At 63.2% G+C, this 26,844-nt stretch carries 25 protein-coding genes, 3 tRNA genes and 2 pseudogenes; 10 read left to right on the forward strand and 20 right to left on the reverse strand.

Annotated features, from left to right (window positions below; translation table 11 throughout):
* The 4 genes and pseudogenes from DW151_RS10555 to DW151_RS03925 form a co-directional block, all read left to right on the forward strand.
* Nucleotides 1-452, forward strand: a pseudogene (locus DW151_RS10555) (lantibiotic ABC transporter permease); the annotation flags it as partial.
* Nucleotides 445-846 (forward strand): hypothetical protein, encoded by a 402-nt coding sequence (locus DW151_RS03915; protein WP_118334543.1) that lies wholly within the window; start codon nucleotides 445-447, stop codon nucleotides 844-846. The pseudogene DW151_RS10555 and the gene DW151_RS03915, both read left to right, overlap by 8 nt.
* A 45-nt stretch (nucleotides 847-891) precedes the next feature.
* Nucleotides 892-1,554, forward strand: a complete 663-nt coding sequence (locus DW151_RS03920) for a response regulator transcription factor (protein WP_118334545.1) — start codon at nucleotides 892-894, stop codon at nucleotides 1,552-1,554.
* Nucleotides 1,555-1,580: 26 nt separating this feature from the next.
* Entirely contained in the window at nucleotides 1,581-2,978 is a 1,398-nt protein-coding gene (locus DW151_RS03925; RefSeq protein WP_118334547.1) for a sensor histidine kinase KdpD, read from the forward strand.
* 604 nt (nucleotides 2,979-3,582) lie between these two features.
* Here the strand turns inward: DW151_RS03925 and DW151_RS03930 are convergent.
* The 20 genes from DW151_RS03930 to DW151_RS04025 form a co-directional block, all read right to left on the reverse strand.
* Nucleotides 3,583-3,659: transfer RNA gene (locus DW151_RS03930), tRNA-Pro, on the reverse strand.
* An 80-nt stretch (nucleotides 3,660-3,739) separates the two neighbouring features.
* Nucleotides 3,740-4,954, reverse strand: a complete 1,215-nt coding sequence (gene coaBC / locus DW151_RS03935) for a bifunctional phosphopantothenoylcysteine decarboxylase/phosphopantothenate--cysteine ligase CoaBC (protein WP_233543344.1) — start codon at nucleotides 4,952-4,954, stop codon at nucleotides 3,740-3,742.
* 2 nt (nucleotides 4,955-4,956) lie between these two features.
* The gene (locus DW151_RS03940) at nucleotides 4,957-5,676 is read right to left on the reverse strand and encodes a zinc ribbon domain-containing protein (RefSeq protein WP_118334549.1); all 720 of its coding nucleotides are present in this window, start codon (nucleotides 5,674-5,676) and stop codon (nucleotides 4,957-4,959) included.
* On the reverse strand, nucleotides 5,673-6,482 hold the full coding sequence (locus DW151_RS03945) for a Nif3-like dinuclear metal center hexameric protein (RefSeq protein WP_118334551.1): 810 nt from the start codon (nucleotides 6,480-6,482) through the stop codon (nucleotides 5,673-5,675). The genes DW151_RS03940 and DW151_RS03945 overlap by 4 nt, the downstream gene beginning before the upstream one ends.
* Complete coding sequence (locus DW151_RS03950) at nucleotides 6,479-7,657, reverse strand: cysteine desulfurase family protein (protein ID WP_118334552.1); 1,179 nt, start codon at nucleotides 7,655-7,657, stop codon at nucleotides 6,479-6,481. The genes DW151_RS03945 and DW151_RS03950 overlap by 4 nt, the downstream gene beginning before the upstream one ends.
* Nucleotides 7,658-7,663: 6 nt before the next feature.
* Complete coding sequence (gene rpe, locus DW151_RS03955) at nucleotides 7,664-8,335, reverse strand: ribulose-phosphate 3-epimerase (RefSeq protein WP_117583169.1); 672 nt, start codon at nucleotides 8,333-8,335, stop codon at nucleotides 7,664-7,666.
* A gap of 18 nt (nucleotides 8,336-8,353) precedes the next feature.
* Nucleotides 8,354-9,361, reverse strand: coding sequence for an NAD(P)H-dependent glycerol-3-phosphate dehydrogenase (locus tag DW151_RS03960; protein ID WP_118334554.1), 1,008 nt, complete (start codon nucleotides 9,359-9,361; stop codon nucleotides 8,354-8,356).
* A gap of 9 nt (nucleotides 9,362-9,370) precedes the next feature.
* Nucleotides 9,371-10,054, reverse strand: coding sequence for a glycerol-3-phosphate 1-O-acyltransferase PlsY (plsY, locus tag DW151_RS03965; RefSeq protein WP_117803193.1), 684 nt, complete (start codon nucleotides 10,052-10,054; stop codon nucleotides 9,371-9,373).
* Nucleotides 10,047-11,381, reverse strand: a complete 1,335-nt coding sequence (der, locus tag DW151_RS03970) for a ribosome biogenesis GTPase Der (RefSeq protein ID WP_117779049.1) — start codon at nucleotides 11,379-11,381, stop codon at nucleotides 10,047-10,049. Before der ends, plsY begins: the two co-directional genes overlap by 8 nt.
* A gap of 10 nt (nucleotides 11,382-11,391) precedes the next feature.
* The gene (locus DW151_RS03975; RefSeq protein WP_118334555.1) at nucleotides 11,392-12,834 is read right to left on the reverse strand and encodes a DUF512 domain-containing protein; all 1,443 of its coding nucleotides are present in this window, start codon (nucleotides 12,832-12,834) and stop codon (nucleotides 11,392-11,394) included.
* A 2-nt stretch (nucleotides 12,835-12,836) separates the two neighbouring features.
* On the reverse strand, nucleotides 12,837-13,736 hold the full coding sequence (locus tag DW151_RS03980; protein ID WP_118334557.1) for a 4-hydroxy-3-methylbut-2-enyl diphosphate reductase: 900 nt from the start codon (nucleotides 13,734-13,736) through the stop codon (nucleotides 12,837-12,839).
* 2 nt (nucleotides 13,737-13,738) lie between these two features.
* Complete coding sequence (locus tag DW151_RS03985) at nucleotides 13,739-14,467, reverse strand: lysophospholipid acyltransferase family protein (protein ID WP_118334558.1); 729 nt, start codon at nucleotides 14,465-14,467, stop codon at nucleotides 13,739-13,741.
* A 3-nt stretch (nucleotides 14,468-14,470) separates the two neighbouring features.
* Nucleotides 14,471-15,157: a (d)CMP kinase gene (cmk, locus tag DW151_RS03990; protein WP_118334560.1), complete on the reverse strand. Its 687-nt coding sequence runs from the start codon at nucleotides 15,155-15,157 to the stop codon at nucleotides 14,471-14,473.
* Nucleotides 15,158-15,224: 67 nt separating this feature from the next.
* The gene (locus tag DW151_RS03995; protein ID WP_370448019.1) at nucleotides 15,225-16,190 is read right to left on the reverse strand and encodes a pseudouridine synthase; all 966 of its coding nucleotides are present in this window, start codon (nucleotides 16,188-16,190) and stop codon (nucleotides 15,225-15,227) included.
* On the reverse strand, nucleotides 16,177-16,905 hold the full coding sequence (gene scpB / locus DW151_RS04000; RefSeq protein ID WP_118334563.1) for an SMC-Scp complex subunit ScpB: 729 nt from the start codon (nucleotides 16,903-16,905) through the stop codon (nucleotides 16,177-16,179). The genes DW151_RS03995 and scpB overlap by 14 nt, the downstream gene beginning before the upstream one ends.
* Before the next feature lie 11 nt (nucleotides 16,906-16,916).
* The gene (locus DW151_RS04005) at nucleotides 16,917-17,726 is read right to left on the reverse strand and encodes a ScpA family protein (RefSeq protein ID WP_118334564.1); all 810 of its coding nucleotides are present in this window, start codon (nucleotides 17,724-17,726) and stop codon (nucleotides 16,917-16,919) included.
* Nucleotides 17,727-17,810: 84 nt separating this feature from the next.
* Complete coding sequence (locus tag DW151_RS04010; RefSeq protein ID WP_118334566.1) at nucleotides 17,811-18,494, reverse strand: site-2 protease family protein; 684 nt, start codon at nucleotides 18,492-18,494, stop codon at nucleotides 17,811-17,813.
* A gap of 9 nt (nucleotides 18,495-18,503) precedes the next feature.
* Nucleotides 18,504-18,800: a hypothetical protein gene (locus DW151_RS04015; RefSeq protein WP_168170409.1), complete on the reverse strand. Its 297-nt coding sequence runs from the start codon at nucleotides 18,798-18,800 to the stop codon at nucleotides 18,504-18,506.
* A complete protein-coding gene (locus DW151_RS04020) occupies nucleotides 18,787-20,820 on the reverse strand; it encodes an ABC-F family ATP-binding cassette domain-containing protein (RefSeq protein ID WP_118334567.1) in 2,034 nt (677 codons plus the stop codon). Before DW151_RS04020 ends, DW151_RS04015 begins: the two co-directional genes overlap by 14 nt.
* A gap of 75 nt (nucleotides 20,821-20,895) precedes the next feature.
* Nucleotides 20,896-20,968 (reverse strand) — tRNA-Ala (locus DW151_RS04025).
* A gap of 618 nt (nucleotides 20,969-21,586) precedes the next feature.
* Here DW151_RS04025 and DW151_RS04030 point away from each other — a divergent pair.
* From DW151_RS04030 to DW151_RS04050, 6 genes and pseudogenes are all read left to right on the forward strand, one after another.
* Nucleotides 21,587-21,662 (forward strand) — tRNA-Ile (locus DW151_RS04030).
* Nucleotides 21,663-22,139: 477 nt separating this feature from the next.
* A pseudogene (locus tag DW151_RS10900) lies at nucleotides 22,140-22,568 on the forward strand (magnesium chelatase domain-containing protein); the annotation flags it as partial.
* 120 nt (nucleotides 22,569-22,688) lie between these two features.
* Nucleotides 22,689-24,053, forward strand: a complete 1,365-nt coding sequence (locus DW151_RS04035) for an ATP-binding protein (protein WP_233543345.1) — start codon at nucleotides 22,689-22,691, stop codon at nucleotides 24,051-24,053.
* A 93-nt stretch (nucleotides 24,054-24,146) separates the two neighbouring features.
* Nucleotides 24,147-25,031, forward strand: coding sequence for a hypothetical protein (locus DW151_RS04040; protein WP_118334570.1), 885 nt, complete (start codon nucleotides 24,147-24,149; stop codon nucleotides 25,029-25,031).
* A gap of 15 nt (nucleotides 25,032-25,046) precedes the next feature.
* Nucleotides 25,047-25,655, forward strand: coding sequence for a 3'-5' exonuclease (locus DW151_RS04045; protein ID WP_118334572.1), 609 nt, complete (start codon nucleotides 25,047-25,049; stop codon nucleotides 25,653-25,655).
* Nucleotides 25,656-25,774: 119 nt separating this feature from the next.
* Entirely contained in the window at nucleotides 25,775-26,842 is a 1,068-nt protein-coding gene (locus tag DW151_RS04050) for a hypothetical protein (protein ID WP_118334573.1), read from the forward strand.
* Nucleotides 26,843-26,844 lie beyond the last annotated feature (2 nt).

The raw sequence follows: 26,844 nt of genomic DNA on the forward strand, positions 1-26,844 counted from the left end.
CCGTGGCGCTCGGCGTGTTCGGGGCCGTGCTCGCCGTTGCCGGGCGCCTGCCGCTCGGGCCCGCTCCGCTTGCGGGCGCCTGGGCGGGCATCGTGCTGGGCAGCCTGCCCCTCTACGCGCTGGGGCTCGGCGTGGCCCTGCGTCTCGGCCGCAACGCCGCCATCGGCGCCGGCGCGGCGGGGATGCTCCTCGCGGTCTTCTCAGTGGGCGGACTTGCGCACGGCCTCATGACCGGCGAGCTCACCGGTGCCCTGGCGACGCCTCTGAGCTGGGTGCCGCTCGCCTGGCCCGCGCGCCTGGGGTCGCTCGGGGTGGAGGCCTTCATCGACGCCGCACGCGCGGCGGGCCCTCTCCTCACGACTGCGCTCGCTGGCCTCGTGCTCGCCCTGACAGCCGACGCCGTCCTTCTTGCCTGGTTCTGCCGCTTCGAGGACGGGAGGGCAGATGCGTAGGAGGCCGCTCGCCGCCGTGCTCGTCCTCCTCTCCGCAGCGCTCGTTCTGGGCGGGAATGCCCTGCTCGACGCCGGCTGGGGGTCGGCGCTGCGCTCGATCGCCGACCGCGTGCTGCCCAACCCTGAGATCGCCATGTGGGCGCCCGCGCCCGAGCCCGGCAGCCACGCGAGCTCCTACGCCGACGCCACTGGGGCGGGGGCAAACTACGTCTACCTGGTGGACGCGGCGGACGACAGAGGCAATGTCCGAGAGCTCCAGCTCATCTTCTTCGGGCGGGAGTCGGACGGCGAGGGCTGGCTCGAGATCGAGGCGCGCGGCGGCTCGGGCGTGCGCTACCACGCGTGCGATGCGGCCGAGGCGCCCGCGGCTGCGTGCAGGGTTCTGGACCGCTGAGTGCGGCGCTAGTACAATTCCGACGGGAGTTTCAGGAGGTCTAACATGGCGAGGATACTGGCAGTGGATGATGAACGGGCGATCCTCGACGCGCTCGCGCGCGTCCTCGGCCGCGACGGCCATGAGGTCGTCAGGGCGGCGGATCCGACGGCGGTCCCGGGGATGGACCTCTCGCGCTTCGACCTCGTGCTCTGCGACGTCATGATGCCGGGGCTCGACGGCTTCGACCTCGTGCGGCAGATCCGCCCGGACTTCGACGGGCCCATCGTCTTCCTGACCGCGCGCGTGGCCGAGGAGGATGCCGTGGCCGCCTACGGCCTGGGCGCCGACGACTACGTCCGCAAGCCCTTCGGGGCCGCGGAACTGCGCGCCAAGGTCGCGGCCCATCTACGCCGTGAGCGCCGGCCGCGCTCGCACGCCCTCTCCTTCGGGGAGGTGCGGATCGACCTCGGGGCGCGCGACCTCGCCGTGGGCGGCGAGACCGTGCCGCTCACGCCCACCGAGTACGCCATCTGCGAGTACCTCGCGCGCCACCCCGGGCAGGTCATGAGCCGCGCGCAGATCCGCGAGGCGGTGCTCGGCTGGGAGAGCGACGCCGACGACGCGGCCATATCCATGCAGGTCAGTCGCGCCCGGAGGAAACTCTCCGAGGCCGGCGCCGATCCGATCGCGACCGTCTGGGGGATGGGGTACAAGTGGCAGCTCTAAGGACCGGGGCGCGAGGTCGCGGGGGCATGCCGCTCACCTTCGTCATCGCGCGCTACTTCGCCTACGCGTTCGCGGCGGTCGCCACGGCGTGGCTCGCCTCGTTCATGGTGCTCTCCGTGGCGATCAGCGCGGGCTTCGTCTACGAGTCAAGCTGGGGGCCGGCCAATGCGCGCGAGGTCGCGGAGGGCCTGGCACGCGACGGCGTCTGCGGGCAGCAGGACGTGCCGACGGCGTACCGCTACCTCATCCTGAACAAGGACGGAAACGTGATGATGACAGACCTCGAGGGCACGCGGCTCGAGGATGCGACGGAAATGGCCAGTACGGCACTCGCCGCGGATCCGGGCACAGTGGAGATCGAGGGCGGGGGCTCGGGCCTCACCTACGCTGCGTTCCCGCTCAAGGGCGGCGGGGCCTGCGCACTCGTCAGCGAGTACCTGCCGCAGTGGGTCTCGCGCGATCTCGCCAGCCTGCTTCCCAACCCGCAGAACCTCATGCTCGTCGGCGCCACGGCGGGAAGCGCGCTCGCGCTCGCGCTTGTGGCGCGCCGCGCGAGCCGCGTGATCTCGCGCAAGATGGCGCCGCTCGCGGAAGCGGCGGGTCGCGTCGGCGCGGGGGAGCTCGACTTCGCGGTCGGCAGCACCAACGTGCGTGAGGTGAACGACGTCCTCGCCGCGATGGACGCCATGCGGGCCTCCCTCGCCGAGTCGCTCGAGTCCCGCTGGGCCGCGGAGCGGGGGCAGCGCGAGCAGATGGCGTCGCTCGCCCACGACCTCAAGACGCCGCTCACCGTGCTGCGCGCCAACGCCGACTTCGTGGCGGAGGAGCTGGAAGACGAGGAAGACGCCGACCTCTCGGCCGCCGCGCGCGACATAGCCGGCGGTGTCGAAAGGCTCGACGGCTACGTGCGCCTGCTCATCGAGGCCTCGCGCGGGTCCGGCGGGGCGGAGAGGGCCCCCATGCGGCCGGCCGAGCTCTGCGAACAGGTCCTCGCCGAGGCCGCCCAGATCGCCCGGGCGCGAGGCGTGACGCTCGACGCGGCCACGGGCCCCGCTGTCGCGGACGCGCCCGAGGCCCCGCTCGACCGAACCGCCCTGGCGCGAGCCGCCGCGAACCTCGTGGCCAACGCCGCCGAGCACGCGCGCTCGCGTGTGGCGGTCTCCTGCGACGTCGCGGGCGGACACCTCGTCATCGAGGTGGCCGACGACGGACCGGGCTTCTCTCCCGCCGCCCTCGAACGCGGCTGCGAGCGCCTCTTCACAGACGACTCGTCCCGCTCCTCGCGCGACGGAGGCCGCCACTACGGGCTCGGCCTCCACGTCGCCTCCGAGGCCGCGAGCGCCCACGGGGGCTCCGTCTCGCTCGCCAACAGCCCCTCGGGCGGCGCGGTGGTCACCATCGCGGTCCCCCTGTGCGGGATCTGACGACTTCCTCGTTGTCTACCTCGACTGCGATATGTCGCTCGCCGAGGCCGCGACGAGATGGTGTTGCGTCTGCTCCGCTTGGTGCTTCTAGCTCAAATTTGATCTGATGTAAGGCCCGTGCAATCCTGCATGGGCCGTTCTTTTGGCAATTGCTCGACCGATTCGTGGCTTGAATCACAAATTATCGAGTTAAGGAGACATGGGATCACACAGCGGCTCTCAGAGCGTCTGCCGCACTCCCCCGCCATTTCCTCTGCGTCATCGTATAGAGCCCATCCTGGTTAGCGTTTCGTTGCAACAGCCCACTTGTCCACCGATCAAGTGAACTACTGGAATAAATACAGCGACACGCTTGTTCGTTACAGTCGCTATATCTGTGTAAATCGCCGCGATAAATACAGCCCGTACTCGGCTGTATACCAGCTACGCGTATGTAGATTCATATCGCGGTAATAAATCGGCTCAAGTGCGTGCAAAACGCGCAAGTAACCGCAAAAGGCGACTATCGCGTAGGTAGATTTTTGGCACCCTGTTGCTTAATGAAAATTAAGCAATTGCTTAAAACAAAAAAGGTCAGGCACTAGGTGCCTGACCTGCAAACTTCTGGTCGGGACGACTGGATTCGAACCAGCGACCCCTTGACCCCCAGTCAAGTGCGCTACCAAGCTGCGCCACGTCCCGAAGCTTTTGTTTGTTGCTCTGCTCTCGCTCGCAACAGGGAGTATATTAACCCGAAACTTTGTCCTTGTGCAAGAACTTTTTTACAAATTTTGAAGCAAGTCCAAAATTGTATCTGCGAGCTGGGGTTTTGTAAGCACGGGAAGTTCTTGCGTACCCGCTGTGCTCACGATCCAAGCCTTGTTGGTATCGGTTCCAAAGCCCGAATCGGCGCGCGAGACATCGTTGGCGACGATCGCATCGCATCCCTTGCGGGCCAATTTACGCTCGGCGTACTCCACGACGTTATCGGTCTCGGCTGCAAATCCGATTACACGGCGCTCGCCTTTCTGGCGCGAGAGCTCAGCCAAAATATCGACCGTTTCGACAAGCTCGATGCGATCCAAGCGCTCGTTGGCCTTTTTGAGCTTATGGTCGGCAGGGGCCGCGGGGGTGTAGTCGGCGACAGCGGCCGCGCAAATGGCCGCATCGGCCGTCTGGAAGGCGTCAAGCGCCGCCTGGAGCATCTCTGCGGCGGTCTGCACGCGCACGCACTCCACGCCGCGAGGCACATTGAGTGATGTCGGGCCCAACACGAGCGTGACCGCAGCACCGCGACGTGCGGCCTCCCCCGCCAGGGCGATACCCATCTTGCCCGACGACCGGTTACCGATGAATCGCACCGGGTCGATCGGCTCGTGCGTGGGGCCGGCGGTGATGACGATGCGCTTGCCCGTCAGGTCTTGCGGCACGGGGTTGAGCACCTCACAGACAGCCTCGACGATGTCCTCGGGCTCGCTCATACGCCCCGTGTCCACGTCGCCGCAGGCAAGGTAGCCGCTGCCGGGTCCCACCACATGGACACCGTGCTCGCGCACCGTGGCCATGTTGGCCTGCGTCGCCGGCGCCTTCCACATGCCGTTGTTCATAGCGGGTGCGATCACGATGGGTCGCGGCGTTGCCAGCAGCGTGGTGGAGATGAGGTCATCGGCGATGCCGTTGGCCATCTTGGCGATAATATTGGCCGTCGCGGGCGCCACGACCACCAGATCGGGCTCCTGCGCCAGCGAAATGTGGTGGATGGGGTCGGAAGGATCGTCGAATAGCCCAACCGCGACCGGCTCGTTGGTGAGCGCGCGGAAGGTAAGCGGCCCCACGAACTCCGTGGCATGCTCGCTCATAACGACTTTGACACGTGCGCCGCGCTTTTGCAGCAGGCGCACGATATTGCACGACTTATAGGCGGCGATCCCGCCGGTAATGCCCAGCAGGATCGTTTTTCCCTCAAGTTGCATTGAATTGTTGGGTGCCGCCGTCATCGTTAAGCTTCCTTGCTAGGGAGCACGAGCAGGCGGTGGCAGTACGGGCAGTGCGTAATCTCACTGCCGTCGTGGTTGAGGTCGCTCATGGACGATGCCTGCAGCGCGGTGTGGCAGACCGTGGGGATGTTGCCCTGGATGGTCTCGACGGCCAAGCCGCGGAACTGCTTGAGCAGACGCTCGTAGTCGGTGAGCACGTCGGCCGGCAGCGTGGCGGCAAGCGCGGTGCGCTCCTTGGTGGCGGCATCGATCTGAGCCTGCAGATTGGCAGCCTTGGCGCGGGCAGCCTTGGTATCGGCCTTCACGCCCTCCTCGAACTTGGCGATGATGGCCTGCGCGCGAGCCTCTCGGTCAAGCGCTTCCTTATGGGCGACGACGACGTCCTTGCGGGTGTGCTCGATCTTGTCCAAGCGCTTGGCCAGGGTGGCGAGCTCGTTCTCCAGGTCCTGAACCTCGCGGTAGTCGGAGCCGTCCACGTGGCGCTTCTTGGCGGCCTCGATGGCGTTGTTGGTCTGAATCTCGGTGGTGTTGAGATCGTCGAGCTCAATGTCCAGATCCTTGCGCTGGGCGTAGAGCTTGGTCATCTCGGACTTGAGCTTCACATAGGTCTTGCGCTTGGAAGCGAGCTCCTTGAGCTCCGGCATATTGGCAAGTTCGCTCTTGTTGCGGGCGAGCTCCAAATCGATCTGTTGCAGCTTGAGTAGCGTAGCGCCGGCGCTCATAAGTTCTCTCCTTTTGTCACAGTCCACCATTGGCAAGGGTTCAGTATTTTAATCGCATGACGGGGGTCGACCCCGGCGTCAACTGCAGAGTTCATCAATATATCAACGAACGGCTCCTCGGAGCGGTCGTGGCCGAGCAAGATCACCGGCAGCCCGCGCAAGGCAAGGTCCTGTGCCACGTGGTAGCCTGCCTCGCCCGTCACGATAACATCTGCGCCCGCGGCGATGGCGAGCTCTCCAAAGTCGCCTAAGGAGCCGCCCAAAATGGCGATGGTGCGGCACGGGCGATCAGCTTTGCCCCACACACGCGGGTCGCTGCCAAAGGCCGTGGCAGCACGGGTGGCAAGATCGCGCAGCGTGCACGGGTCGTTGAGCGTTGCAAGTGCGCCCAGGCCGGTGGCCTCGGGGTCGTCCACGTGCTCCAGTGAGCTCACGGGTGCGGCACCCAGCAGCTTGCTCAGGCAGACACGGGCTTCGTGCGAGCGGTCCAGGTTGGTGTGGAGCGAGATAATGCTCACCCCGCAGCGGGCAGCCTCGTAGAGGGCCGCACTGCACTGGGGTCGTGTGGCATCCGCCGGACAAAAGGCCTCGGGCGCCTTGATGTATATGGGATGATGCGTCAGCAGCACGTTGGCGCTTGCTTCTTGGGCGCGGCGAACATTAGCCTCAGTCGCATCGAGTGCGCAGGCAACGCCGGTGATCTCCGCGGCCGGATCGCCAACGGAGAGTCCTACGTGGTCCCAGGGCTCGGTGTCCGTCTTGGGATAGCGTGCCAGTAGCGCGCGCTCGAGCTCGGCGACGATCATGCGGCACCTGCGATCGAGAGCAGCGTCTGGGCAAACTCGTCCAGATCGTCCGGATTCACGCGGTCGTCAAAGGAAATGCGCAGTGCACCTAGTGCCTGCTCGCGACCAATGCCCATGGCGCTGAGCACATGGCTCGGGTCCATGCTGCCGCTCGAGCACGCCGAGCCGGCCGAAACCTCAAAGCCGGCGGCATCGAGCTTGACGATGAGCTCCTCGGAGTCCATGCCATCAACGTAGATCGACACCATGCCCGGCAGGCGATCGGCCTGTGCGTAGTCGCCCATGGTGGCGTGAATGCGCTGGTGGGCCGTAAGCGTGGCGTAGAGCTTGTCGGAAAGGGCTTGCAGCTTCGCGCGCTCCTGAGCCACATGGGGCGTCAGAGACGAGGCGGCAGCGGCAAAGGCGAGCTGCGTTCGCAGGTCTTGCGTGCCGGCACGACGACCGGCCTCCTGTCCGCCGCCAAAGATGCGCGGGCGCAGCGGCGTGCGGCTCTTAAGGTAGAGTGCGCCAGATGCCACGGGACCGCCAATCTTGTGGGCTGCGACGGACATGGCGTCGACGCCCTGCTCGGTGACATCGAGCGGAATATGCAGATACCCCTGGATGGCATCGGTGTGGAACAGGGCGCCGGCAGCATGTGCAGCGGCGGCCAGCTCGCGGATGGGCTGCACCACGCCGGTCTCGTTGTTGGCAACCATGATGCTCACGAGCGCCACGTCGTCGCCGAGCAAGTCGCTCAGCGCGGCAGGCTCAATATAACCTGCACGGCAGGGCTGCACCAGCTCGACGGTAAATCCGGCGGCACGCAGCAGCGGAAGGTTGTCCAGGATCGAATCGTGCTCGATCGCCGACACGATTACGCGGTCGCGCTTGCGATCGCGCTGACGGGCGCCCTCGGCAAGACCGAGCAGCGCCAGCTGGTTTGCCTCGGTGCCGCCGTTGGTCAGGATTATCTCGGATGGGCGGACGCGCGCGCCAAAGCTGCGGGCAATCTCGCGACGGGCGACTTCCAGGCGTGCGGCGGCTTTGCGGCCAAGCGAGTGCAGTGAGTTGGGGTTGACGCCGGCAAGCTCGCTGTCGTCATAATCGCGCTGCGCAAGGAGCGCCTCGGCGCGCATGGGCGTCGAGGCGGCATAGTCAAGATTCACGGGTATGCGGTTTTGACCTGCGGTCATAAGGGTTTATGCCTCCTGTGCGGCCTCGTTGCCCAGCTTCTGCAGCAGCGCAACCTCGGCAGCGGGATCTTCGGACTTAAATACGGCAGAACCGGCCACGAGCACGTTGGCGCCGGCCTTGACGACCTCGACAATGTTCTTGGAAGAAATGCCACCGTCGACCTCGATGAGGGGCGAAACGCCGTGACGCTCGCACATGGCCCTGAGCTCGTGGAGCTTAGCGATGGTGCCCGGGATAAAGCTCTGACCGCCAAAGCCCGGGTTCACGCTCATGAGCAGCACCATATCGACGACGTCGATGATGCTCTCCAGCACGCACACGGGGGTGGCGGGGTTGAGCACCACGCCGGCCTTAACGCCGCGCTGCTGCAGATGGGTGAGCGTGCGGTGCAGGTGCGTGGAGGCCTCGTAGTGTACGGTGATCATATCGGCGCCGGCGTCTGCGTACCAATCGACCGTCTCGTCGGGGTTCGACACCATGAGGTGCGCGTCGACCGGTACATTGGTGGAGCGCTTGACGGCCTTGAGGATGTCAACGCCAAAGGTGAGGTTGCCGGTAAAGTGGCCGTCCATGACGTCGAAGTGCACGTAGTCGGCACCGGCGATCTTGTCGAGTTCGCCCTTGAGGTTGGCCATGTCGGCCGAGAGGACGGACGGAGCGATTTTAATGGAACCCATGGTAGTAGCCTTTCTGCGCTAGTCGGTGAGTCCGTAGAACTCTTGAGAAGGGACGCGGTCGGTGAGAATCTCGAGCGCCCTATCCAAAGTAACACCGTTGTAGAGCGTTTGCTCCACGGCAAAGGTGAGCGGAATGTCTACGCCCAGTGAACGGGCAAGTTCGCTGACGCTGCGGGCCGCGACGGCGCCCTCGACCACCATATGCGTACGCGTCTGGTACTCGTCGAGCGACACGCCGTGGGCAAACTCGTAGCCAAAGGTGCGGTTGCGCGAATGCTCCGAGGTACAGGTGGCAATGAGGTCGCCCATGCCGGCAAGTCCCATGCAGGTCATGGCCTGGCCGCCGCGGGCGTGCACCAGACGGCTGATCTCGGCCAGGCCGCGCGTCATGATGAGGGCGAGCGTGTTGTCGCCCGCACCAGAACCGGCGGAAATGCCGCACACGATGGCGATGACGTTTTTCATAGCGCCGCAAACCTCGACACCGGTCATATCCTGCGACAGGTAGATGCGGAAGGCCGTGGACAGCAGCAGCTCCTTAAAGGTCTCCCCCACCTGCTGGTCCTCGCTGGCGATGACGGCGGCAGAGAGCCCGCCGCGGCAAATCTCCTCGGCATGGTTGGGGCCCGAGAGGGCCGCCACACGCCGCTCGTTGCCGATCTCGCTGGCAATGACCTCGCTCATGAGCAGGCCAGACTCGGGCTCAATGCCCTTGGTAAGGCAGAGCACCGGGGTGTTGGCGGCGATGAAAGGCGCTGCCTGATGACATACGCTGCGCAGGTGTGTGGAGGGCACGGCAAAGATGATGGCGTCGGCACCGTCGAGCGCCTGGGCGAGCTCGGTCGTTGCCACCACGTTGTCCGGCAGCTCGTATCCCACCAGATAGCGCGGGTTGCGGTGCTCGCTGTTAATGCCGGCGGCCGTCTGCTCGCTGTGGGCCCACATGGTCACGCGCTCGGCGCGCGCGGCGGCAAGGCCGGCGACGGCGGTTCCCCAGGAGCCGGAGCCAATCAGCGCAACATTCATGACTCTCTCCTACTTATCGTCGGGCTCGGTGACGCGCTTGGTAAACGAGAGCTTGGACTCCTTACCGGCCATGAGCTTTTGGATATTCGAGCGATGGGCCCACACCACGGTGATGCCGATCATCGCCATGCAAAACTTGAGACCCAGGCTGCTGTACGGAAAGACCGCGCAGGCAGCGATGGGAAGACCGATGGCGGCGGCAAGCGAGCCCACCGACACGTACTTGGTGATGGCGACGGCCACGATAAACATGCCCAGCAGCGACAGGCCAATGGGCCAGTACCAGGCAAGGATCACGCCCAGACCAACGGCGATACCCTTGCCGCCATGGAAGTTGAGGTAGGGCGAGAAGATATGGCCCCATACAGCTGCCAGGCAAATGACGCCGAGCATCCAGTCGCCGGGGGCTCCAGGCGCCATGATGTTCGGCGGAAAACCATAGCCCAAGTCGGCGATGAGCGGACGGGCGATAAGGACGCAGATGGCGCCCTTAAGGCAGTCGAGCAGCAGCGTGAGTGCGGCCACCTTGGGGCCGGCCACGCGCAGCGCGTTGGTGGTGCCGATGTTGCCGGAGCCCGCCTTGCGAATGTCCGTGTGGTTGAACACACGGCCCAAGATCAGGCCAAACGGAATCGCCCCGATAAAGAACGAGACCACGGCGCAGATGGCGGTCAGCAGAATCGGATTATGCATCCTTCTGTTCCTTCTTCCTAAAGAAGAGTCGGATGGGTGTGCCGGCGAAGTCGAAGGTCGAGCGCATGCGGTTCTCTACATAGCGCTGGTAGGTGTCGTTGACCAGGTCGCTGTGGTTGACGAAAAACGTGAACGTCGGCGGGTTGACGCCCGTCTGGGTCACATAGTGCATGCGCAGGCGGCGCTTGCCGTCCACCACGGTATGGCCGAACTCGCGCAGGTCGGTGAGGAACGTGTTGAGGCGCGAGGTGCTGATCTTTTGCGAGCGCGTCTTTTCGGCTGCGTCGACCATTGCCCAAATCTTCTCGATGCTGCGGCCGGTCAGGGCAGAAATGCGCAGGTACTGGGCCCAGGGAGCCATGACGCCCAGACGGCGGTCGACGGTCTCCATGCAGGCCTCGCGCTTGCGGTCGTCGTCGAGCAGGTCCCACTTGTTGAGCAGCACCACGATGGCGCAGCCACGCTCGATGGCCAAGCCCATGACCTTCTGGTCCTGCTCGGTGACGCCCACGGAGGCGTCGACGACGAGCAACGCCACGTCGGCGCGGTCGATGGCGCGCAGGCCGCGGACCATGGAGTAGTACTCGATGTTTTCGTACACGGTGCTTTTCTTACGGATGCCCGCGGTATCGACCATGCGGTAGTGCTTGCCGTTGCGCTCGACGACCGTGTCGATGGCGTCGCGCGTCGTGCCGGCAATGTTGGACACGATGGAGCGGTCGGCACCTAGGATGCGGTTGAACAGCGAGGACTTACCGGCGTTGGGGCGGCCGATGATGGCCACGTTCAGCGCATCGGGGAACTCGTCGGCGACTTCGTCCTCTTCCTCCGGAAGCAGGGCCACGATATCGTCGAGCAGGTCGCCCGTGCCGTGGCCGTGCAGGGCCGAGAGCGGCGTGGGCTCGCCGATGCCGAGCGAATAGAACTCCCAGATACTGTCGTTCTCGCGATCGGGGTTGTCGAGCTTGTTCACCAGCAGAAAGACCGGCTTGTCGCAGCGCTTGAGCATGCGGGCGACCGACTCGTCCTCCTCGGTGACACCGGTGCGGCCGTCGACCACAAACAGGATGACGGCGGCTTCCTCGGCGGCGGCGAGCGCCTGGTCGCGGATGGACGTTGCAAAGACGTCATCGCTCTTGAGCGGCTCGATGCCGCCCGTGTCGACGATGGTGAACTCGCGGCCGTTCCAATCGGCCGTGTGATACGAGCGGTCGCGCGTGACGCCGCGGGACTCGTGGACGATGGCGTCCGAGGTCTGGGCCAGGCGGTTAACGAGCGTGGACTTGCCCACGTTGGGGCGTCCGACGACGGCGACGATAGGTTTCATCTGCTCTCCTTTAATGGATAGGGTCAGCGGAATTAGTAGAGTCTGCGGGCACAATGCCAAGGATATGCTCCAGGGTATCGAGCAGCTCATGCGGCATGGTCGACACCACATGAACCTCGGCGCCGCGACTGGTAAGGCTTGCGAGTAAATCGTCACGATGATACTCGTCAAGCGTCATGCCGTCAGCGTTGAACATGAGCTTAGGCACAAAGAGCATAACCCCCGACAGGTCTTGGGGTAGCTGCTCCAAGATGTCGCAGGCGACGATGAGGCCGGTCACGTCCACGTTGCCGCCAAAGTAGCGGTTTTTGATAGCCGTGACGGTGCCGGCGAGTCCCTGGGGCGACTCCACAAAGCGGGCCACCGTGTCGCGTGCGCTGGCGCCCGAGAGGCACAGCAGATGCTGGCTGCGGGCGGCGATGGCCTCGCGGACGCGGGCCAGTCGCTCGGCATCGGCGGCAAGCACGTCGTCGGTCTCGTCCAGATACGAGCGGATCATGCCGATGCCGTCGTAGTACTGCGGGTAACCGTCGTAAAAGTCTGCCTCGGGAGGATCGATGCCGGCGTCCAGATAGAACTCGTCGCTCATCTGGAAGGTGTGGCGGCCAAAGCGCTCATAGGCGCGGTCCTGGTAGGGACGGATCATGGCAATGGTCTCGCGCGCTAGCTCGGGCTTGTCGCTGTAGGACCAGCTAAAACGGTTCTGATGCTTGGTAAAACCGAGCGGCACAATGCCCAGGCTGGTGATTTGCTCGTGCTCCTCGCAAAAGTGCAGGGTCTTTTCCAGCTCCTCGCCGTCGTTCATGCCGGGGCACAACACGATCTGCGCGTGAATCTCGATGCCGGCGGCCATGATGGTCTCGAGTACGTCCATGCCTCGCTGAGCGTTACGGCCCATCATACGACGGCGGACGTCGGGGCTCACAGCGTGGACCGACACGTTCATGGGACTCATGTTGCGCTGGATGACGTTTTGCACGTCCTCGTCGGTGAGGTTCGTAAGCGTGACAAAGTTGCCTTGCAAAAAGCTTAGGCGATAGTCGTCGTCGCGAATATAGAGCGTGGAGCGGCCGCCCTTGGGGAGCATGGTCATAAAGCAGAACACGCAGGCGTTGACGCAGGTACGCATGCCGTCGAAGATGGGGCCATCGAACTCCAAACCCCAATCCTCGCCGGGAAAGCGGTCGAGCTCGACAGGGGTGACGGTGCCGTCGCGCGGGTCGAAAACCTCGAGGTCGACGGTATCATCGTCGGCCTCCCAGAGCCACACAATCATGTCGGTAAGCTGCTCACCGTTGACCGCGAGCACGCGCATGCCCGGCTCGATACCCACATCCCATGCGGGCGACTCGGGACGCACGTTCTTAACGAGCGCGCCCTCACCCGGCTCGGGGTCGCGGCTGCGCCCGTAATCGGCCACCTCGGAGGCGTATGCGGGTACGGTCTGGTCCATGGTTAGCGGCAAAGCTCCTTGATGCGCGTGACGGCGCGTTCGATGTGTTCTTGTGGGGTGGAGGCTCCGGCGGTGATGCCGATGTGGTGAGCGTCGGTAAACCACGCGGCCTGGAGCTCGGAAGCTTCCTCGATGTGATACGTGCTCTCGCAGGCGTCTGCGCAAATCTGCGCCAGGCGGCGGGTGTTGCCCGAGTTCTTGCCGCCCACGACGACCATGCAGTCGCAACGGTTGGCAAGTGTGGCTGCTGCCTGTTGACGCTCACTCGTGGCGGCGCAGATGGTGTTGATCACACGCAGCTCCTGCACGCGCGGGGTGATAGCGGACACGACCTCGGCGAGGTTCTGCGCGGTCTGGGTGGTCTGCACGACCAAGCCCACTTTACCCTTGAGTGACAGCGCGTCCGCATCGGCAGCGCAGCTCACGACCTGCGCGTCATCGCCGGCGTGGCCCAGGATGCCCTCGACTTCGGGGTGGCCCGGCTCGCCCACGACGATCACGCGGTAGCCCTCGCGCACCAGGCGCTCGGCCGCCACGTGGACTTTTTTCACGTAGGGGCAGGTGGCGTCGACCACGTTGAGGCCGCGCTCGCGTGCGGCATCGATCACCTGCGGAACTACGCCGTGGGCGCGGATGATCACGGTGCCCGATGTGGCGTCGTTCAAGGTGTCGGCCAGACCGACGCCTGCCTCGGCGAGCTCGCGTACCACGATGGGGTTATGGATGAGCGGGCCTAGGGTATGGACCGTAGCGGTCTCCCCCGCCTGCGGGGCGGCCGCCAGGGCCATATCGAGCGCGCGCTGTACGCCGTAGCAGGTGCCGGCGTGGGCGGCGATCTCGATGGTGGGCGCGCCGTCCTGATCGGACGCGGTCGCGGCGGTGTTCGTCACGTTCTCGCTCATGGCTAGAACCTGCCCGGATGCTCGGCGCACAGCTCGTCTCGCATGGCGTAGACGCGGTTCATGGCCTCGGACTCAAACCAGGCCAGGCGCTCCGTGCGCCTAAGCCCGGCCGGCGCGTCCGAAAGCGAGACGGCCTTGCCGGCGCGGATCCAGCACTTCTTGGGACGCATGAGTTTTTTGCCCGCAGGCGTGATGTCGGACCAGCCGCAGATGGCGAGCGGGTTGACGGGCGCCTTGCCCATCTGGGCGATGAGCGCAAAGCCACCGTGGACCTCGGGTTTGATGTCGCGCGAGCGGATGCGCGTGCCCTCGGGAAAGATCAGGACGTCCTCGCCGCGCTGCAGCGCATGCTGGGCGGCGCGTAGGCACTTCATATCGGCAGTACCGCGCTCCACGGGGATGCCGCCAACGCGGCTAAAGGCCCAGCGCACAATCTTGCTCTTGGCGAACTCGGACTTAAAGATGGGGCGAATGCGGCGGCCGCCAAAGAACAGCGCCGTCTCCACGGCCAAGAGCTCGGCCATCGAGGTGTGGTTGCAGATGACCACGCTGCCGCGGCCTTCCTGGCGCTCAAACAGCAAGTCAGCGTCCTCGACCTTCCAGCGCCACATGAGCTTGGAGAAGACCCACAGGATGCCCATGACCACGGCGACGGTGCCGCGAATGAGCGCCGGGAACTCGGCGTAGGGGGCGTTGTAGTAATCCTCGGGCGTCTGCTTAAACAGGCGCATGGGCTACCTCCTTTGGTTGATAAGGCCCTCGATAATGCGGACGACCTCGTCGATGGTATGGGCGGTGGAGTCGACGTGCACGGCGTCCTCGGCGGGCACGAGCGGGGCGACCTCGCGGCTGCTATCAAGCTTGTCGCGCTGCTTGAGGGCGTCGAGGGTATCGTCGACTTCGGTCTCGAGTTGCGCGGGCGTGAGCGGCTGAGCATCGTTTTGGTGACGCTGCAGCACGCGGCGGCGGGCGCGCTCGCGCGGGTCGGCGGTCAGGAAGACCTTGACCTGCGCGTTAGGGAACACGACGGTTCCGATGTCGCGACCCTCGGCCACGATATCGCGGTCCTCGGCGGCGCGGCGCTGATGGATGAGCATGGCGGCGCGCACGCCCGGGTAGGCCGAGACTTTGGACACGTTGGCGTCGACCTGCGGGGTGCGGATGGCGGCCGAAGCGTCCTGGCCGTCAATGGTCAGGCGCGTGTCCTCGCCGGTGCCGTTGGTAAAGCGAATCTCGATCTGCTCGGCGAGGGCGTCGATGGCCGCCTCGTCGTCTAGATCGATGCCGCGGTCGAGCGCGGCGAAGGTGACGGCGCGATACATGGCACCCGTGTCGAGCTTGTTAAAGCCAAGCTGGCGGGCGATCTCCTTGGCGATAGTGGACTTGCCGGAACCGGCGGGGCCGTCGATGGCGACGATCATGCAATGCTTCCTTTCGATGGTTGACGTGCTGGTATGGTTCGCGGGCGCTGGGGGCACGGCGGGTTGTCTAGCCCGTGTAGCGCTCGCGGTAGGTGTTGCGCTTGGGTGCGGAGCCGTGGCTACCGTGGTGACGCGTGCGACTGGCGGGCGTGTCTTGGGGCTTGCCGCCGTTTCGCTTGTCGATCGCCTGCTTGGGCGGGATGCCACCGGCCTTGAGGATCTGCACCTCGCGGTCGGTGAGCTCGCGCCACGAGCCCTTGGCCACGCCCTCGAGCTCAAGGCCGGCAAAGTTGCAGCGGTGCAGGCGGATCACCGGATGGTGAATCTTGCTCAGCATGCGCTTGACCTGGTTCTTGCGCCCCTCGCGGATGATGACCTCCACGGCGGTGGTGCCGGGCTTGATGCCTTGGGGAGCTACGGCCTCGGCCTCGCGCGCGTTGATGACGCGGCAGATCGCCGGCTGGCACAGGCCGTCGTCGAGCTCGATGCCACGGCGGAGTGGGTCTAGATCGCGGTCGGACAGCTGGCCGTCAACGAGTGCCTGGTAGGTCTTGTAGACGTGCTTGCTGGGGTGCAGCAGGTCCTGCGACAGGTCGCCGTCGGTGGTAAAGAGCAAAAGGCCCGTGGTGTCGCGGTCCAGGCGGCCCACCGGGAAAAGTCCCGGAAAGCGGTCGCGGGGGACCAGGTCGGCCACGCAAGGGCGCTCCTGCGGATCGCTCATGGTGGTGAGGTAGCCGGTCGGCTTGTAGAGCATCAGGTACACGGCGCCCTGGTTGAGCTTGACGGGCATGCCGTCGACCTCGATATGGTCGCGGTCGACGTCGACCTTGGTACCTAGTTCGGTCGCGACCTGGCCGTTGACGGTCACGCGGCCGGCGGTCATCAGGTCCTCCGAGCCGCGGCGGCTCGCCACGCCCGCACGCGCCAAAAAGCGCTGCAGGCGCATGGTGTGCGGATAGACAGGCTGGGTGTCGGTTGCGGGTATTGCGTTGCCCATGGCGCGCGTCTCCCCTACTTCGTTAGTCCTCGTCATGCAAATCCTCCGAGGTCTCGTCGACGACCAGGGTCTCCAAGTTCTCGACTGCCTCAACATCTTCAACATCGGTATCGAGCAGTTCGCGCTCTTCGTCCAGGTCCTCAGCCTGCTCTTCGAGCGTGGACTGAATGCTGCGGCCGCTCAGGCGCTCGCGGATAAACTGGCGCGACTGCTCGTCGGGGGCAAACTGTTCCAGATCGGGCAAGTCGCGAGTGGAGCGCAGGCCGAACTTTTCCAAGAAGGCATTGGTCGTGCCATAGATGATGGCCTGACCGCGCTCGGGGTCGCGGCCGAGCTCGCGAACCAGGCCCTTGTCCACGAGCGACGCGATGACGCCGTCGGAGTTGACGCCGCGGATGCCTTTGACCACCTCGCGTGTGACGGGCTGGTGGTAGGCGATGACGGCTAGGGTCTCGAGCGCTGCCTGCGACAGTTTTTGCGTGTCCCAGCTCAGCACATAGGCTTCGACCACGTCGTGATAGGCGGGGTGGGTAAACAGGCGCCAGCCGCCGGCGACCTCGCGCAGCTGAAAGCCGCGGTTGGCCTCCTCGTACTCAACCTTGAGCTCGGCCAACAGCGAAGCGCACTCGCCGGGGGCGATATCCAGCGCACCTGCCAACGCGGGTGCGCTTACGGGGTCGCTCGACACCAGCAGCAGCGCCTCGAGAGCGCCTTTGAGGCTGTTTGCCTCTAGCGTGGAAAGGGTTGACATGGTTGCCGCTCCTATTCGGTGAGCTCGGGGCCCTCGCCGGGCACGTATGCCTCGGCGCCCTCGACTCGGTTGATGCAGATGGTTCCAAAGAGCTCGTCCTGGCTCAGCGTGAGCGAGCCGCGCTTGGCGAGCTCGAGCATGGCCAGGAAGGTGACGACGAGCTGCTCGGTGGTGGCGTCGCCGTCCAGCAGCTCACGGAAGGTGCAGGTTTGGTGTGCCATGGTAAAGCGATCGACCGAGGCCACGGTCAGGTCGAGCGGCACACGATGCGGCGCCACGTGCTCGGCTTCCAGCAAGAAGGTCTGTCGCTTGCCGTCAAGGTCGGCACAGATGACGGCCAGACCGCGCAGGGTGATGCCGGCCAGGTAGTCGGGCATGAGCCCCAGGAACTCGGGGTCGGGGCCGGCCACACGCGGGTGCATGCGGCTTTCGGCCTGCATGCGGGCACCGAGGGCCGCAGCCGCGCCTTTAAACTGCTTGTAGGCGATCAGGCGCTGGATCAGGACCTCGCGTAGGGCGTCCCCGTCGAGCGCGCTAAGTTCTTCGAGGTCATCGTCGATCTCGTCATCGTCATCGGCTTTGCGCGGGGCCTCTTGCGGCACCAACGAGGCGGCCTTGATGTCCAAAAGGGTTGCTGCGACCAGCAAAAAATCGCTCGCCACGTCCAGGTCCAGCGCTTCGATGCGCTCGGCCTCGGCAAGGTACTGCTCGGCCACCTCGCTGATGGAGATGGCGCCGATATCTACTTTTTGGCGGGTTACCAGCTGCAGCAGCAGGTCGAACGGTCCGCTGTAGACCTGCGTCGACACGCGATACGACATCTTCGACCTCCTTTGACGGCGCCTTCGCGGCGCGGTTTGGGTGCATGTTACGACCGTTTTGCACGGTCGACCTGTAAGTTTACCTTAGATGCCGGCGATTGCGAAGTTGAGCAGCTGCTCAGCGAGCGGATACACGGTAACGTCGAAATAGCGGCCGATCACGTCGATGCCGGTCCACATGGGCAGCAGATACAGAACCATGATGAGGATGGGCATGGCGTATTGCTGCAGGTGGTAGTAGTTGTTGAGCGCCTTGCCTTTGAGGAAGGGCACGATGATCGACGAACCGTCGAGTGGCGGGATCGGGATGAGGTTGAAGAACGCGAGTGACAGGTTGACCACGATAAAGGTGGCGCCGAAGTTCATGATCTGTGATGCTACGGCAAAGGACATGCTGGTGTAGAGGTTGCCGTACGTTGCGTGCATGAGGGCGGCCGCGAGGCACGCGAGTGCGATGTTCGATGCGGGGCCGGCCGCACTCACCAGGACCTCGTCACGCTTGGGGTGCTTGAGGTTGTTGAGGTAGACCGGCACGGGCTTGGCGAAGGCGAACACGGGAGCGCCGGCCGCGAGCATGAGCAGCGGCAGGATGATGGTGCCAAACGGGTCGATATGGTTAAGCGGGTTGAGCGACACGCGGCCGCGCGAACGGGCCGTCTTGTCGCCGAGCGCCCAGGCCGCGGCGGCGTGTGCGCTCTCGTGGATCACGATGCCCACGATGACGGCGACGGCGCTGGCGAGCAGGTTCATGATGTAGCTGCTGGACATGGCGCTCCTCTAGCGGACGCGACGCGAGGCGCGCGTGAGCAGGTAGTCGATCACAAACAGGATCACTGCGACGATGGCGTAATCCAAGCGGAACACACCGCCAAAGGGCGACGTGATGACGCCGTAGCCGGCGATGGCGCTCGGCAGGGCGCGCGAAAGCTCGACGACAAAGCCCACGATCTGCAGCTTGGCGGTGAGGCCGCTAAAACACAGCAGCACGGTCATCGCGCTCATAAAAATGCCGCAGATGCGACAGGCGATGGCGATGATGCTCATCGCCACGGCAGCGGCCTTACGAGAGTTCACGCGCGGTCTCCTCTTCGATCTGGGTGGAAAGCTCCAGCCATTCGTCCTCGAGCTTGGGCAGCTCTTGCTTAAGGCCGTTATATTCCCCCAGCGCGGCGTTGAACTTGTCTTGATCGGCATAAAGCTCTTCGCTTGCCATCAATTCCATAAGCTCGTCATAGCGGGCGCGCTTTTTGTCGAGCTCCGTCTCGATCTTCTTGAGCTGGTTGCGCACGCCCTTAAGCTTTTTGTTGAGCGCAGCGCGGGCTTGGGCCTCGGCGCGCTTTTGCTCCTTGGTCTTTTTGCCCTCGGCAGGCTTGGGGGCGGCGACGGGGGTGTCGGCCTGGCCAGCGCTGGCCTTGGTGGACTTGGTCGTTGCCGGCGCGCTCTCCGTGGACGCCTCGGCGGCGGCGCGGGCCGCGAGGTCCTCACGCTTGTAGAGGTAGTAGTCGTAGTCGCCGTCGTAGACCGTGACCTTGCCATCGCGGATGTCGATCACGCGGTTGGCCACGGCGCGTACCAGGTGCTCGTCGTGGCTGATCAGCACGATGGTGCCGGGGAAGTTTTGCAGGGCGTTCTCGAGCATGTCCACCGAGTCGATGTCTAGGTGGTTGGTGGGCTCGTCCAGGCATAGGAGCGCCTCGGGCGCCACGAGCATCTTGGCCAGGGCCAGACGCGCTTTTTCGCCGCCGGAGAGGACGCGAACCTGCTTCTCGATGGAATCGTTGTCGCTAAACAGGAAGGCGCCCAGCAGGCTGCGCTGCTGCGGCACGGTCCACTTGGGCGTGACGGTGTCAATCTCTTGCAGGACGGTATTGGACTCGGTCATGCCCTCGAGTGCGTGCTGGGCGTAGTAGGCTACGCCTACGTTGGTGCCCAGGTCCCGGGTGCCGGTGGTGGGCGGCTCCAGTCCGGCGATGATCTTCATGAGCGTGGACTTGCCGGCGCCGTTGGGGCCGACGAGCGCCACGTGCTCGCCGCGGTAGAGCTTGAGGTCGATATCGCTGTAGATGTGTTTGTTGCCGTAGGACTTGGAGACGCCCTCCAGGCCCACGACCATATCGCCGGAGCGCGGTGGGTCAGGGAACTTAAAGTCGATGTGCTTGTGGCCCTCGGGTAGGATGACAAGCTCCTTTTTGATCTGCTCGATCTTGCGGATGCGCTCCTGGGCCTGGGCTGCCTTGGTGGGCTTGTAGCGGAACTTGTCGACGAAGACCTGCATGTGGGCGATGTCGCGCTCCTGGGCGGCGCGCTTGGCGCGCATCTGCTCAAGGTTGTCCTCGCGCTGCTTGAGGTAGCTGCTGTAGTTGCCGGTGTAAGTGGTCACGCGACGATTTTCGAGTGCGGCGACGTGGTCGACGCAAGCGTCCATGAAGGCGCGGTCGTGGCTGACGATGAGGACGGCGCCGTCGTAGTTGGCGATAAAGCCGCGCAGCCACTGGACGCTCTCGAGGTCCAGGTGGTTGGTGGGCTCGTCCAGAAGGAGCAGGTCGGGGTGACGCAGGAAGAGCTTGGCCAGCGCGATGCGCATCTGCCAGCCGCCCGAGAACTCGGAGCACGGGCGCTCAAAGTCGGTGACTTTAAAGCCCAAGCCGGACAGGATCTTGCGGGCGTTGCTTTCGAGCTCGTAGCCGCCCAGATGCTCAAAGCGGTCCTGGACCTGGCCGTACTCGTTGAGGAGGGCGTCGACGTCCTTGCCCTGCTCGGAGAGCTCGGTGATCTGGGCCTGCAGCTCGTTGGCACGCTCGCCCATGCGGCGGATTTCCTTGGCGGCGGCCATGACCTCGGCGAGGATGGTGGTGTCCTTTTGCTCCAGGTTGGTTTCCTGCTCTAGGTAGCCTACCTGGCAGTCCTTGGCGTACTGGACCTGGCCGGAGTCGGGACTGTCGATGCCCATGATGATCTTGAGCATGGTGGTTTTGCCGGCGCCGTTGGGGCCCACGAGCGCGAAGCGCTCGCCGGGGTTGATCTGGAAGGACGCGCCGCTAAAGAGGACGCGTGCGCCGAAGCTTTTTTCGATCTTGTCGACCAGGAGGATCATGGTGCCGCCTTTGACCTTGTGTGCCAATATGAAAAAAGGCCCCAACTTGCGTTGGAGCCTCATTCAATGCTCGGGTGGAGACGAGGGGGATCGAACCCCTGACCTCTTGACTGCCAGTCAAGCGCTCTCCCAGCTGAGCTACGCCCCCGTGCGAAGAAGTACTATACGGGAACTCCCCAGCCGATGCAAGGACAATTTTGGAAAAAATTTCGCGAGTGTCGGCGCGCACGGGACCGCGCCAGCCCGCGGGGCGCCTGGCCCCCGCACGGCCCGTACGCCGGCCGACTTGGCGCGTGGAACACGACGCGCCCCGTTCAACAGGGTTTTCCGTGCGCCGCCAGTCCCATTATCGGATCCGATTGCGAAGCGCCCCTCCCCAGCGCCTCAGAACCATGCCGGTTTACTACGATAAATCAGGAATGTCCAACCACACACGCCTTTTCGTGCAACCGGCGGGCTACCTACCTGCGGTTTTGCAAACGGAGAACACACGGTGCTCGGGGGTCGCCGATTCGTCGTAGTAAACCGGCATGGTTTTGAAATGGCATCAGGTTGATTTCACGCAAAAGTGTGTTGGAGCCCTGAATTAAAGGCCTTAACTTTTTTAGATCGCGTCTTTTCTGCGACGCGCCTAGATTAGCTGTTGATTAGCATCGGATTTGATCTTGCGTTGTGCGACTTGCTCGTGCATGGTAGTATTTCACGTCGTGAAGCGAAGAAATTAGGTCTAAGTTGCCTTTGTTAGAATTGCATTCACCGTTCATAAGGGCTCTTGGCGCAACGGTTAGCGCAGGGGACTCATAATCCCTGGGTTCTGGGTTCGAATCCCGGAGGGCCCACCACTATCTACCAGCGGTTTCTCTGAAATCTAGTCGATCAGGGAAACCGCTTTCGTTTTGGTTTTTCCTTCTCGAATCCACTGGTTTCTTCTGGCTATCCACCACTATCCACCACAACCCAATGCATAAAAGGCATTTCGCCTGTATATACATTATGGATGCTCTAGGGAGCGTCGTCCTGAGTCGGCGGCAAGCCAGAGGCCGCGAGCGCCTTCTCTGTGCCTTGAGACCGTTTTGGGGCTTTTACTTTCCGGTGTAATAAAGATTCAAACAGTTGGACCTAAAACGCTCTCGGCAATTCATGGATAGCATTTGCCGCACTGGAACTAGATGATCTCAGTTTAGCTTGCGAGATGATCCATTTCGATACGGTTGTTGGCCGCCAAGTCAATGAAGGCCTGGAACAGTTGTTCAGCAAGGCCATATTGGCACTTCCCGCCATCAGACTTGTCTCAATACCCTTGAGGATTGGAGCGGGTTATGACCAATCGTACAGTTGTCCATGGCGCTATTGTGGAAGCCGCCTCGGCGGTGCCCATCGACATCGCGGTTGAACTCAAGCCGGGAATTCCCGGCTTGACCATTCTGGGCATTCAGGATAATGCCGCCGTAGAGCTGCGAGGTATCGTCAGGTGCGCCCTCAGGGCGCAGGGATACACCTTGCCTCGAAACAGTGGCTCTATCGATGTTATGCCCTCGCCTGGCTATAGCAGGGCCTTCTCTGGTCGAATCCGAGATGCAGGCTCCCTCGCGCTACCCATCGCACTCGGAATCCTAAGCGCCTCGGGGCAACTTGATCCTACATATATCGAGGACAGGCTGTTTTTCGGTTCGCTCGATTTCGGTGGCAACGTCACCTCATGCCGGGGTACTATCGCCGTCGAGAACCTTTGCCAAGAGCTGAGTCTCCAAGGAATCGTCTCAGCTGCAACTCCGCGCGGAATCAGGCCTTATCATTCGAGCCTTCAATCTCTGGACTCGATTTCAACTGACGCCCTAAGTAATCCCGAGAAGCTCATCGGAAGGACCATGCCGGCCGAACCCGAACAACTGAGCCCAGTTTATCCGCCCGCTGCCGTCTCCGCTGTGGCTGAGGCGCTTGCGACCCATAGACCCATCCTCATCGAGACGGATAGCCCGGAACGCGCGGGCGAGGCGGTCCGGGCGTTCTTCCGCGTCGGCGAGAGTGACGAGGCGACACTCATGAGAGATCTCGCCCGCGCCGGCGCTAAGGGGAACGTCGCCGTCGTGTCCGATGTCGGGACGGCGAGCACTGCGGGCATCATTGGCGGGGGGCGCCCGATCCTGCCCGGTATCATTTCGACTGTAAGCGGCGGCGCCATCGTTTTGGGAAATATCGACCAGGCCTCTTCCCATATCCTTCAGTGCGTTGCTGCGGCGACTAGGCGAGATACCGTAAGTATTGTTAGAGTTGACGGCACTTATCAATTTCCCAGCGATGCCGCGCTCGTTATGACGGTGAGGGAGGACCGCAGCAAGTACGCATTAAAGGCTTTTGAGAGGGGCCTGTTCCCTAAGGTTGAGCAGCCCGTCGTTGTCGATATCGACCAGCTGGAAGAAGGCCTGTCCCAGATTCTGGCGCACCCCGGTTCGCTGGTCGCCTATAGGGAGAATGTCGAAAAGCGCATCGAGGACAGTAGCCTCTATGTGGATGCGACCTCCAAGGGTGGCATCAAGGTCAACTATTCGGTCGACGGGGAGCCGAAGACCGTGGAGCTCGTTAAGCAGATCTACGAAGAGAATGATACGCTCTGCATCCAAGCCTTCGATGTGACCGAGGGCTCCGACTCGTTCGGGGCTCTTTGGTCGGACGTCACCGTGAACCTTGACGGCCCGGCACAGGGCGACCGCACGGTCTACATGAAACGATCCGACATTGACCCCTTGCCCGGGATCCTGATGGACTCGGAGGTGTTCGGTAGCGTTATCGATGGCACCGGACGTGGAGGGTATGAGGCCGTCGAGGTCAGCTCGAACGCCTTCCTATCGATGAGGGATCTGCCGGAGTTCCGAGAGATGGTCGTTCCCGCCGAATATAAGGACATCGCTGTTGCCGCCGGCGTTAAGTTCGCCGTGGTGCCGGCGATTGAAGCAAAAGACATCGCCCTCATGCCCGATGGCCTCGTCAACGTCGGCGGGCACGACTATACGCTCTATCGCGGGCAGACCTTCGAGGAGTCGCAGAAGGTGGACGCGATCCTCGATCAGTACGATGAGCTCAGTGTTGCCCCCCACAGGGTCGATTGCAGCCCAAGCACCAAGAAGATAATCGACTCGCTCCGGCTTACGACTAAAAGCACGGCATCGTCCGGTGGCGTTGTGACGATGGAGCGTGATGTAGTCCTCCCCCACGTTCAATCGCTGAAGCATTAACCAAAATCTAGGAACACTTGTTCAACGGCTCTCATCGCCATGTCTCAGGGCGGACGATAAAACCAACGGAACTATGACCGAAGGGAGAGCCGTATGGACAAGCTGGACAGGTCGGGAGCGGCGGCAGGGCTAGGCCTGCTCAATCTCGACCACATCTACAATAACGTGTGCGAGCAGATCATGGACCCGCAGCGATGTGAGAGCCACCTTAAGTGGCCGGCCGTCGCCACGCTTGGCGCGATTATGGCCGAGCCGAGTCTTCTTGCGGCCGTGGCCGAGGTTGCATTTGACGGTATTGCTCCCAATACGAATGCCGACCAGAAGTCCTGGCTGCTTGCGCAGGCACTATTCACGTCTTCAACCGCCCAGGCCGCATATGAGGTCGAGCACGGGATTGAGCTCTCGCCGTCCGATCGTGCCCATATCAATCCTAAGGCTGCCATTGCCGTCCAGGATTACATCTCGCATGACCAGAAGCTCGCCGTCATGAAATTCTATGTCATGGCAGACACTGAGCTCACACACATCGCCATGAACTGGCCGGCTGGCCCCTACGGCCAGTACAGGATCGGCGACGATGGCTATGTCACAGACGAGCAGTTTGAGCGCGTGATTCCCGACCCCCTCGACCAGAGCCTCTACGAATACATTGCGAACGGCGGCCCGCTTACCGACGAGGTTATCAGTGCTGCCGTGAGGGGTGAAGCCGGCTACATCGATACACTTGCTTCTCAGGCCATCGATAACGATCCCGATGCCCCTGTCTACTACACCGAGGGAGAGCAGGATGAGTGGGAGGACTCTCTCAATGACGGATTTGTCGAAGAGAGCGAACTCAAGACCGAACGTGCCCACGTGATGCCGGGAACGAAAAACCTCATCGCGCAGATCAGCAAGAAGCTAGGCGGCGGCACCGAGGGAGCGCTTCACACCACGGCCCCCGACCGCACCGCCTACTTTCACTATGGGCAGTCATAAGGGAGGCGCACTACGATGAGCATTAGCCTTATCCCGTTCGACTCCCATATCGAGTGCATGACAATCGACACGGAGACCACTGGGCTCGATCCAGCCGGCGGCGATGAGATCCTGACGCTCGCCATGGTTCTCGATATCGAAGGCCAAGACTCACCCTCGACGGTTCATCTACGTGTCATGCCGCAGCATAAGACGGAATGGCCCGACGCCGAGCGCGTGAACCATATCTCCCCTGCCTCCGTGGCGGGCTATAAGCCCTTTGAAAGATATCTAGAGGCCGTTCAGTTCCTATTCGACCGTACTGAGAAGATTGTCGGATGGAATGTCCACTTTGACCTTGGTTTTCTCGAGAACGAGGGCGTCGTTATACCGCAGACGACGAAGGTAGTCGATGCGATGGAGGCCTTCGGGCGCGCATACGGCCCGTTTTCGGAGACTCATACCCGATGGAGGCTGACCTCTGCGGCAGATGCCGTGGGCTATAGCTTCGAGGGGGCGCCCCATACCGCTCTCGCCGATGCCTTGGCTACCAGGTATTTATATCGACACGCCGAATCGATCATCGAAGGCCATAGACATCCGGGGGCAAATGTCAAACGCCCCGGAGCTTACAGGCATATCTAGGAAATTGTCACCCTGTGGCACCAAACCGGTCTGCACGGGTGGCCTATATGGCGAAAACTGTATTTGGGGCCGCCCGAGCGTGCGGCCCCAATGCACATCGCCGGAAGGAGGTACCAGCAATGCCCGGAGAGAACGAAGAAGCCATGCGTGTCTTGCTCATGCTCGGGCAGGCTGTTATGCCGCCGGCGCGTGAGGTTCTCATTCTTACGATGAGGGCGCTGGCGCGCGGCACCGGCAAGGTTGCCGGCACTGCCGGCAGAACGGCCCAGCGCGGCGCGAACCATGCGTTCAGCCATGTAAATGGCCTCGGACGCTACGGCCTTGTGACCGAGCATACGTTGAGGCGCGACCGCAACGACGTCATCAAGCTCGTCAACCTCGGCAAGGAGGGCGCGCTCGACCGCAGCGACCTGTCGCTCCTTTCCGACATCTGCCGCAGACACCGCATCGGGTTCGCGGTTTTCGAAGACCCGGCGACCGGCTATTTCGCAATCGAATACAAGATGAAGGACCAGGAGGCCCTTGCCGCCTGCATCGAGACGGCTATCCAGAGAAAGCTTATCTCGAATGCCGACGTGGATAGCGCCATGAGGGGACCGGTCGAGAAGGGCAACGGCCCCCAGTCGGTCAATCCGCGTAATGAGCGCTCGTCTGAGCAATTAAAAGAGTATCCAGCGCTTCCCGCAATCGGGCTTCCCGCCGTTGGCCTCCCTCCGGTTGGCCTGCCGCCCGCGCCGGAAAGCATCGAATACCTCGGGGAGTCTTGGAAGCTCGACCAGTCCGATGGCATGTACAAGCGTAAATTCACCGGTTGGGACGGCACTGCCTACACCGCCGCCATGACAACGGCCGGTGCCTTCAGGATCACCGATTCCGACGGCCGTCTGGCGAAAATCGGAAACCAGGTCTGCGAGGGAGACGTCAAGGGGGCGGTTATCGAGGGGCGCTCCGACGCGCTCGTTCGATGCCATTCCCAGATCGAGACCCTGAAGGACCGTGAGGCCTTCGAGGGATCGGTTAAGCTGCAGCAGCGCCCAGGACGCACCAAGCAGATGGGCTCGCACGAGGTCATTCGCGCCGCCAATATGCGCGACGCCGCCGACCGCAAGGCGAACCGTCACCAGATCGGAAATCAGAACCGTCCGGCTACGCACTCCCGAACTCTCAACAAGCGGGTCAAGAGGTAATT

The sequence above is a fragment of the Collinsella sp. AM13-34 genome, assembly GCF_003473055.1.
Taxonomy (GTDB): Bacteria; Actinomycetota; Coriobacteriia; order Coriobacteriales; family Coriobacteriaceae; genus Collinsella.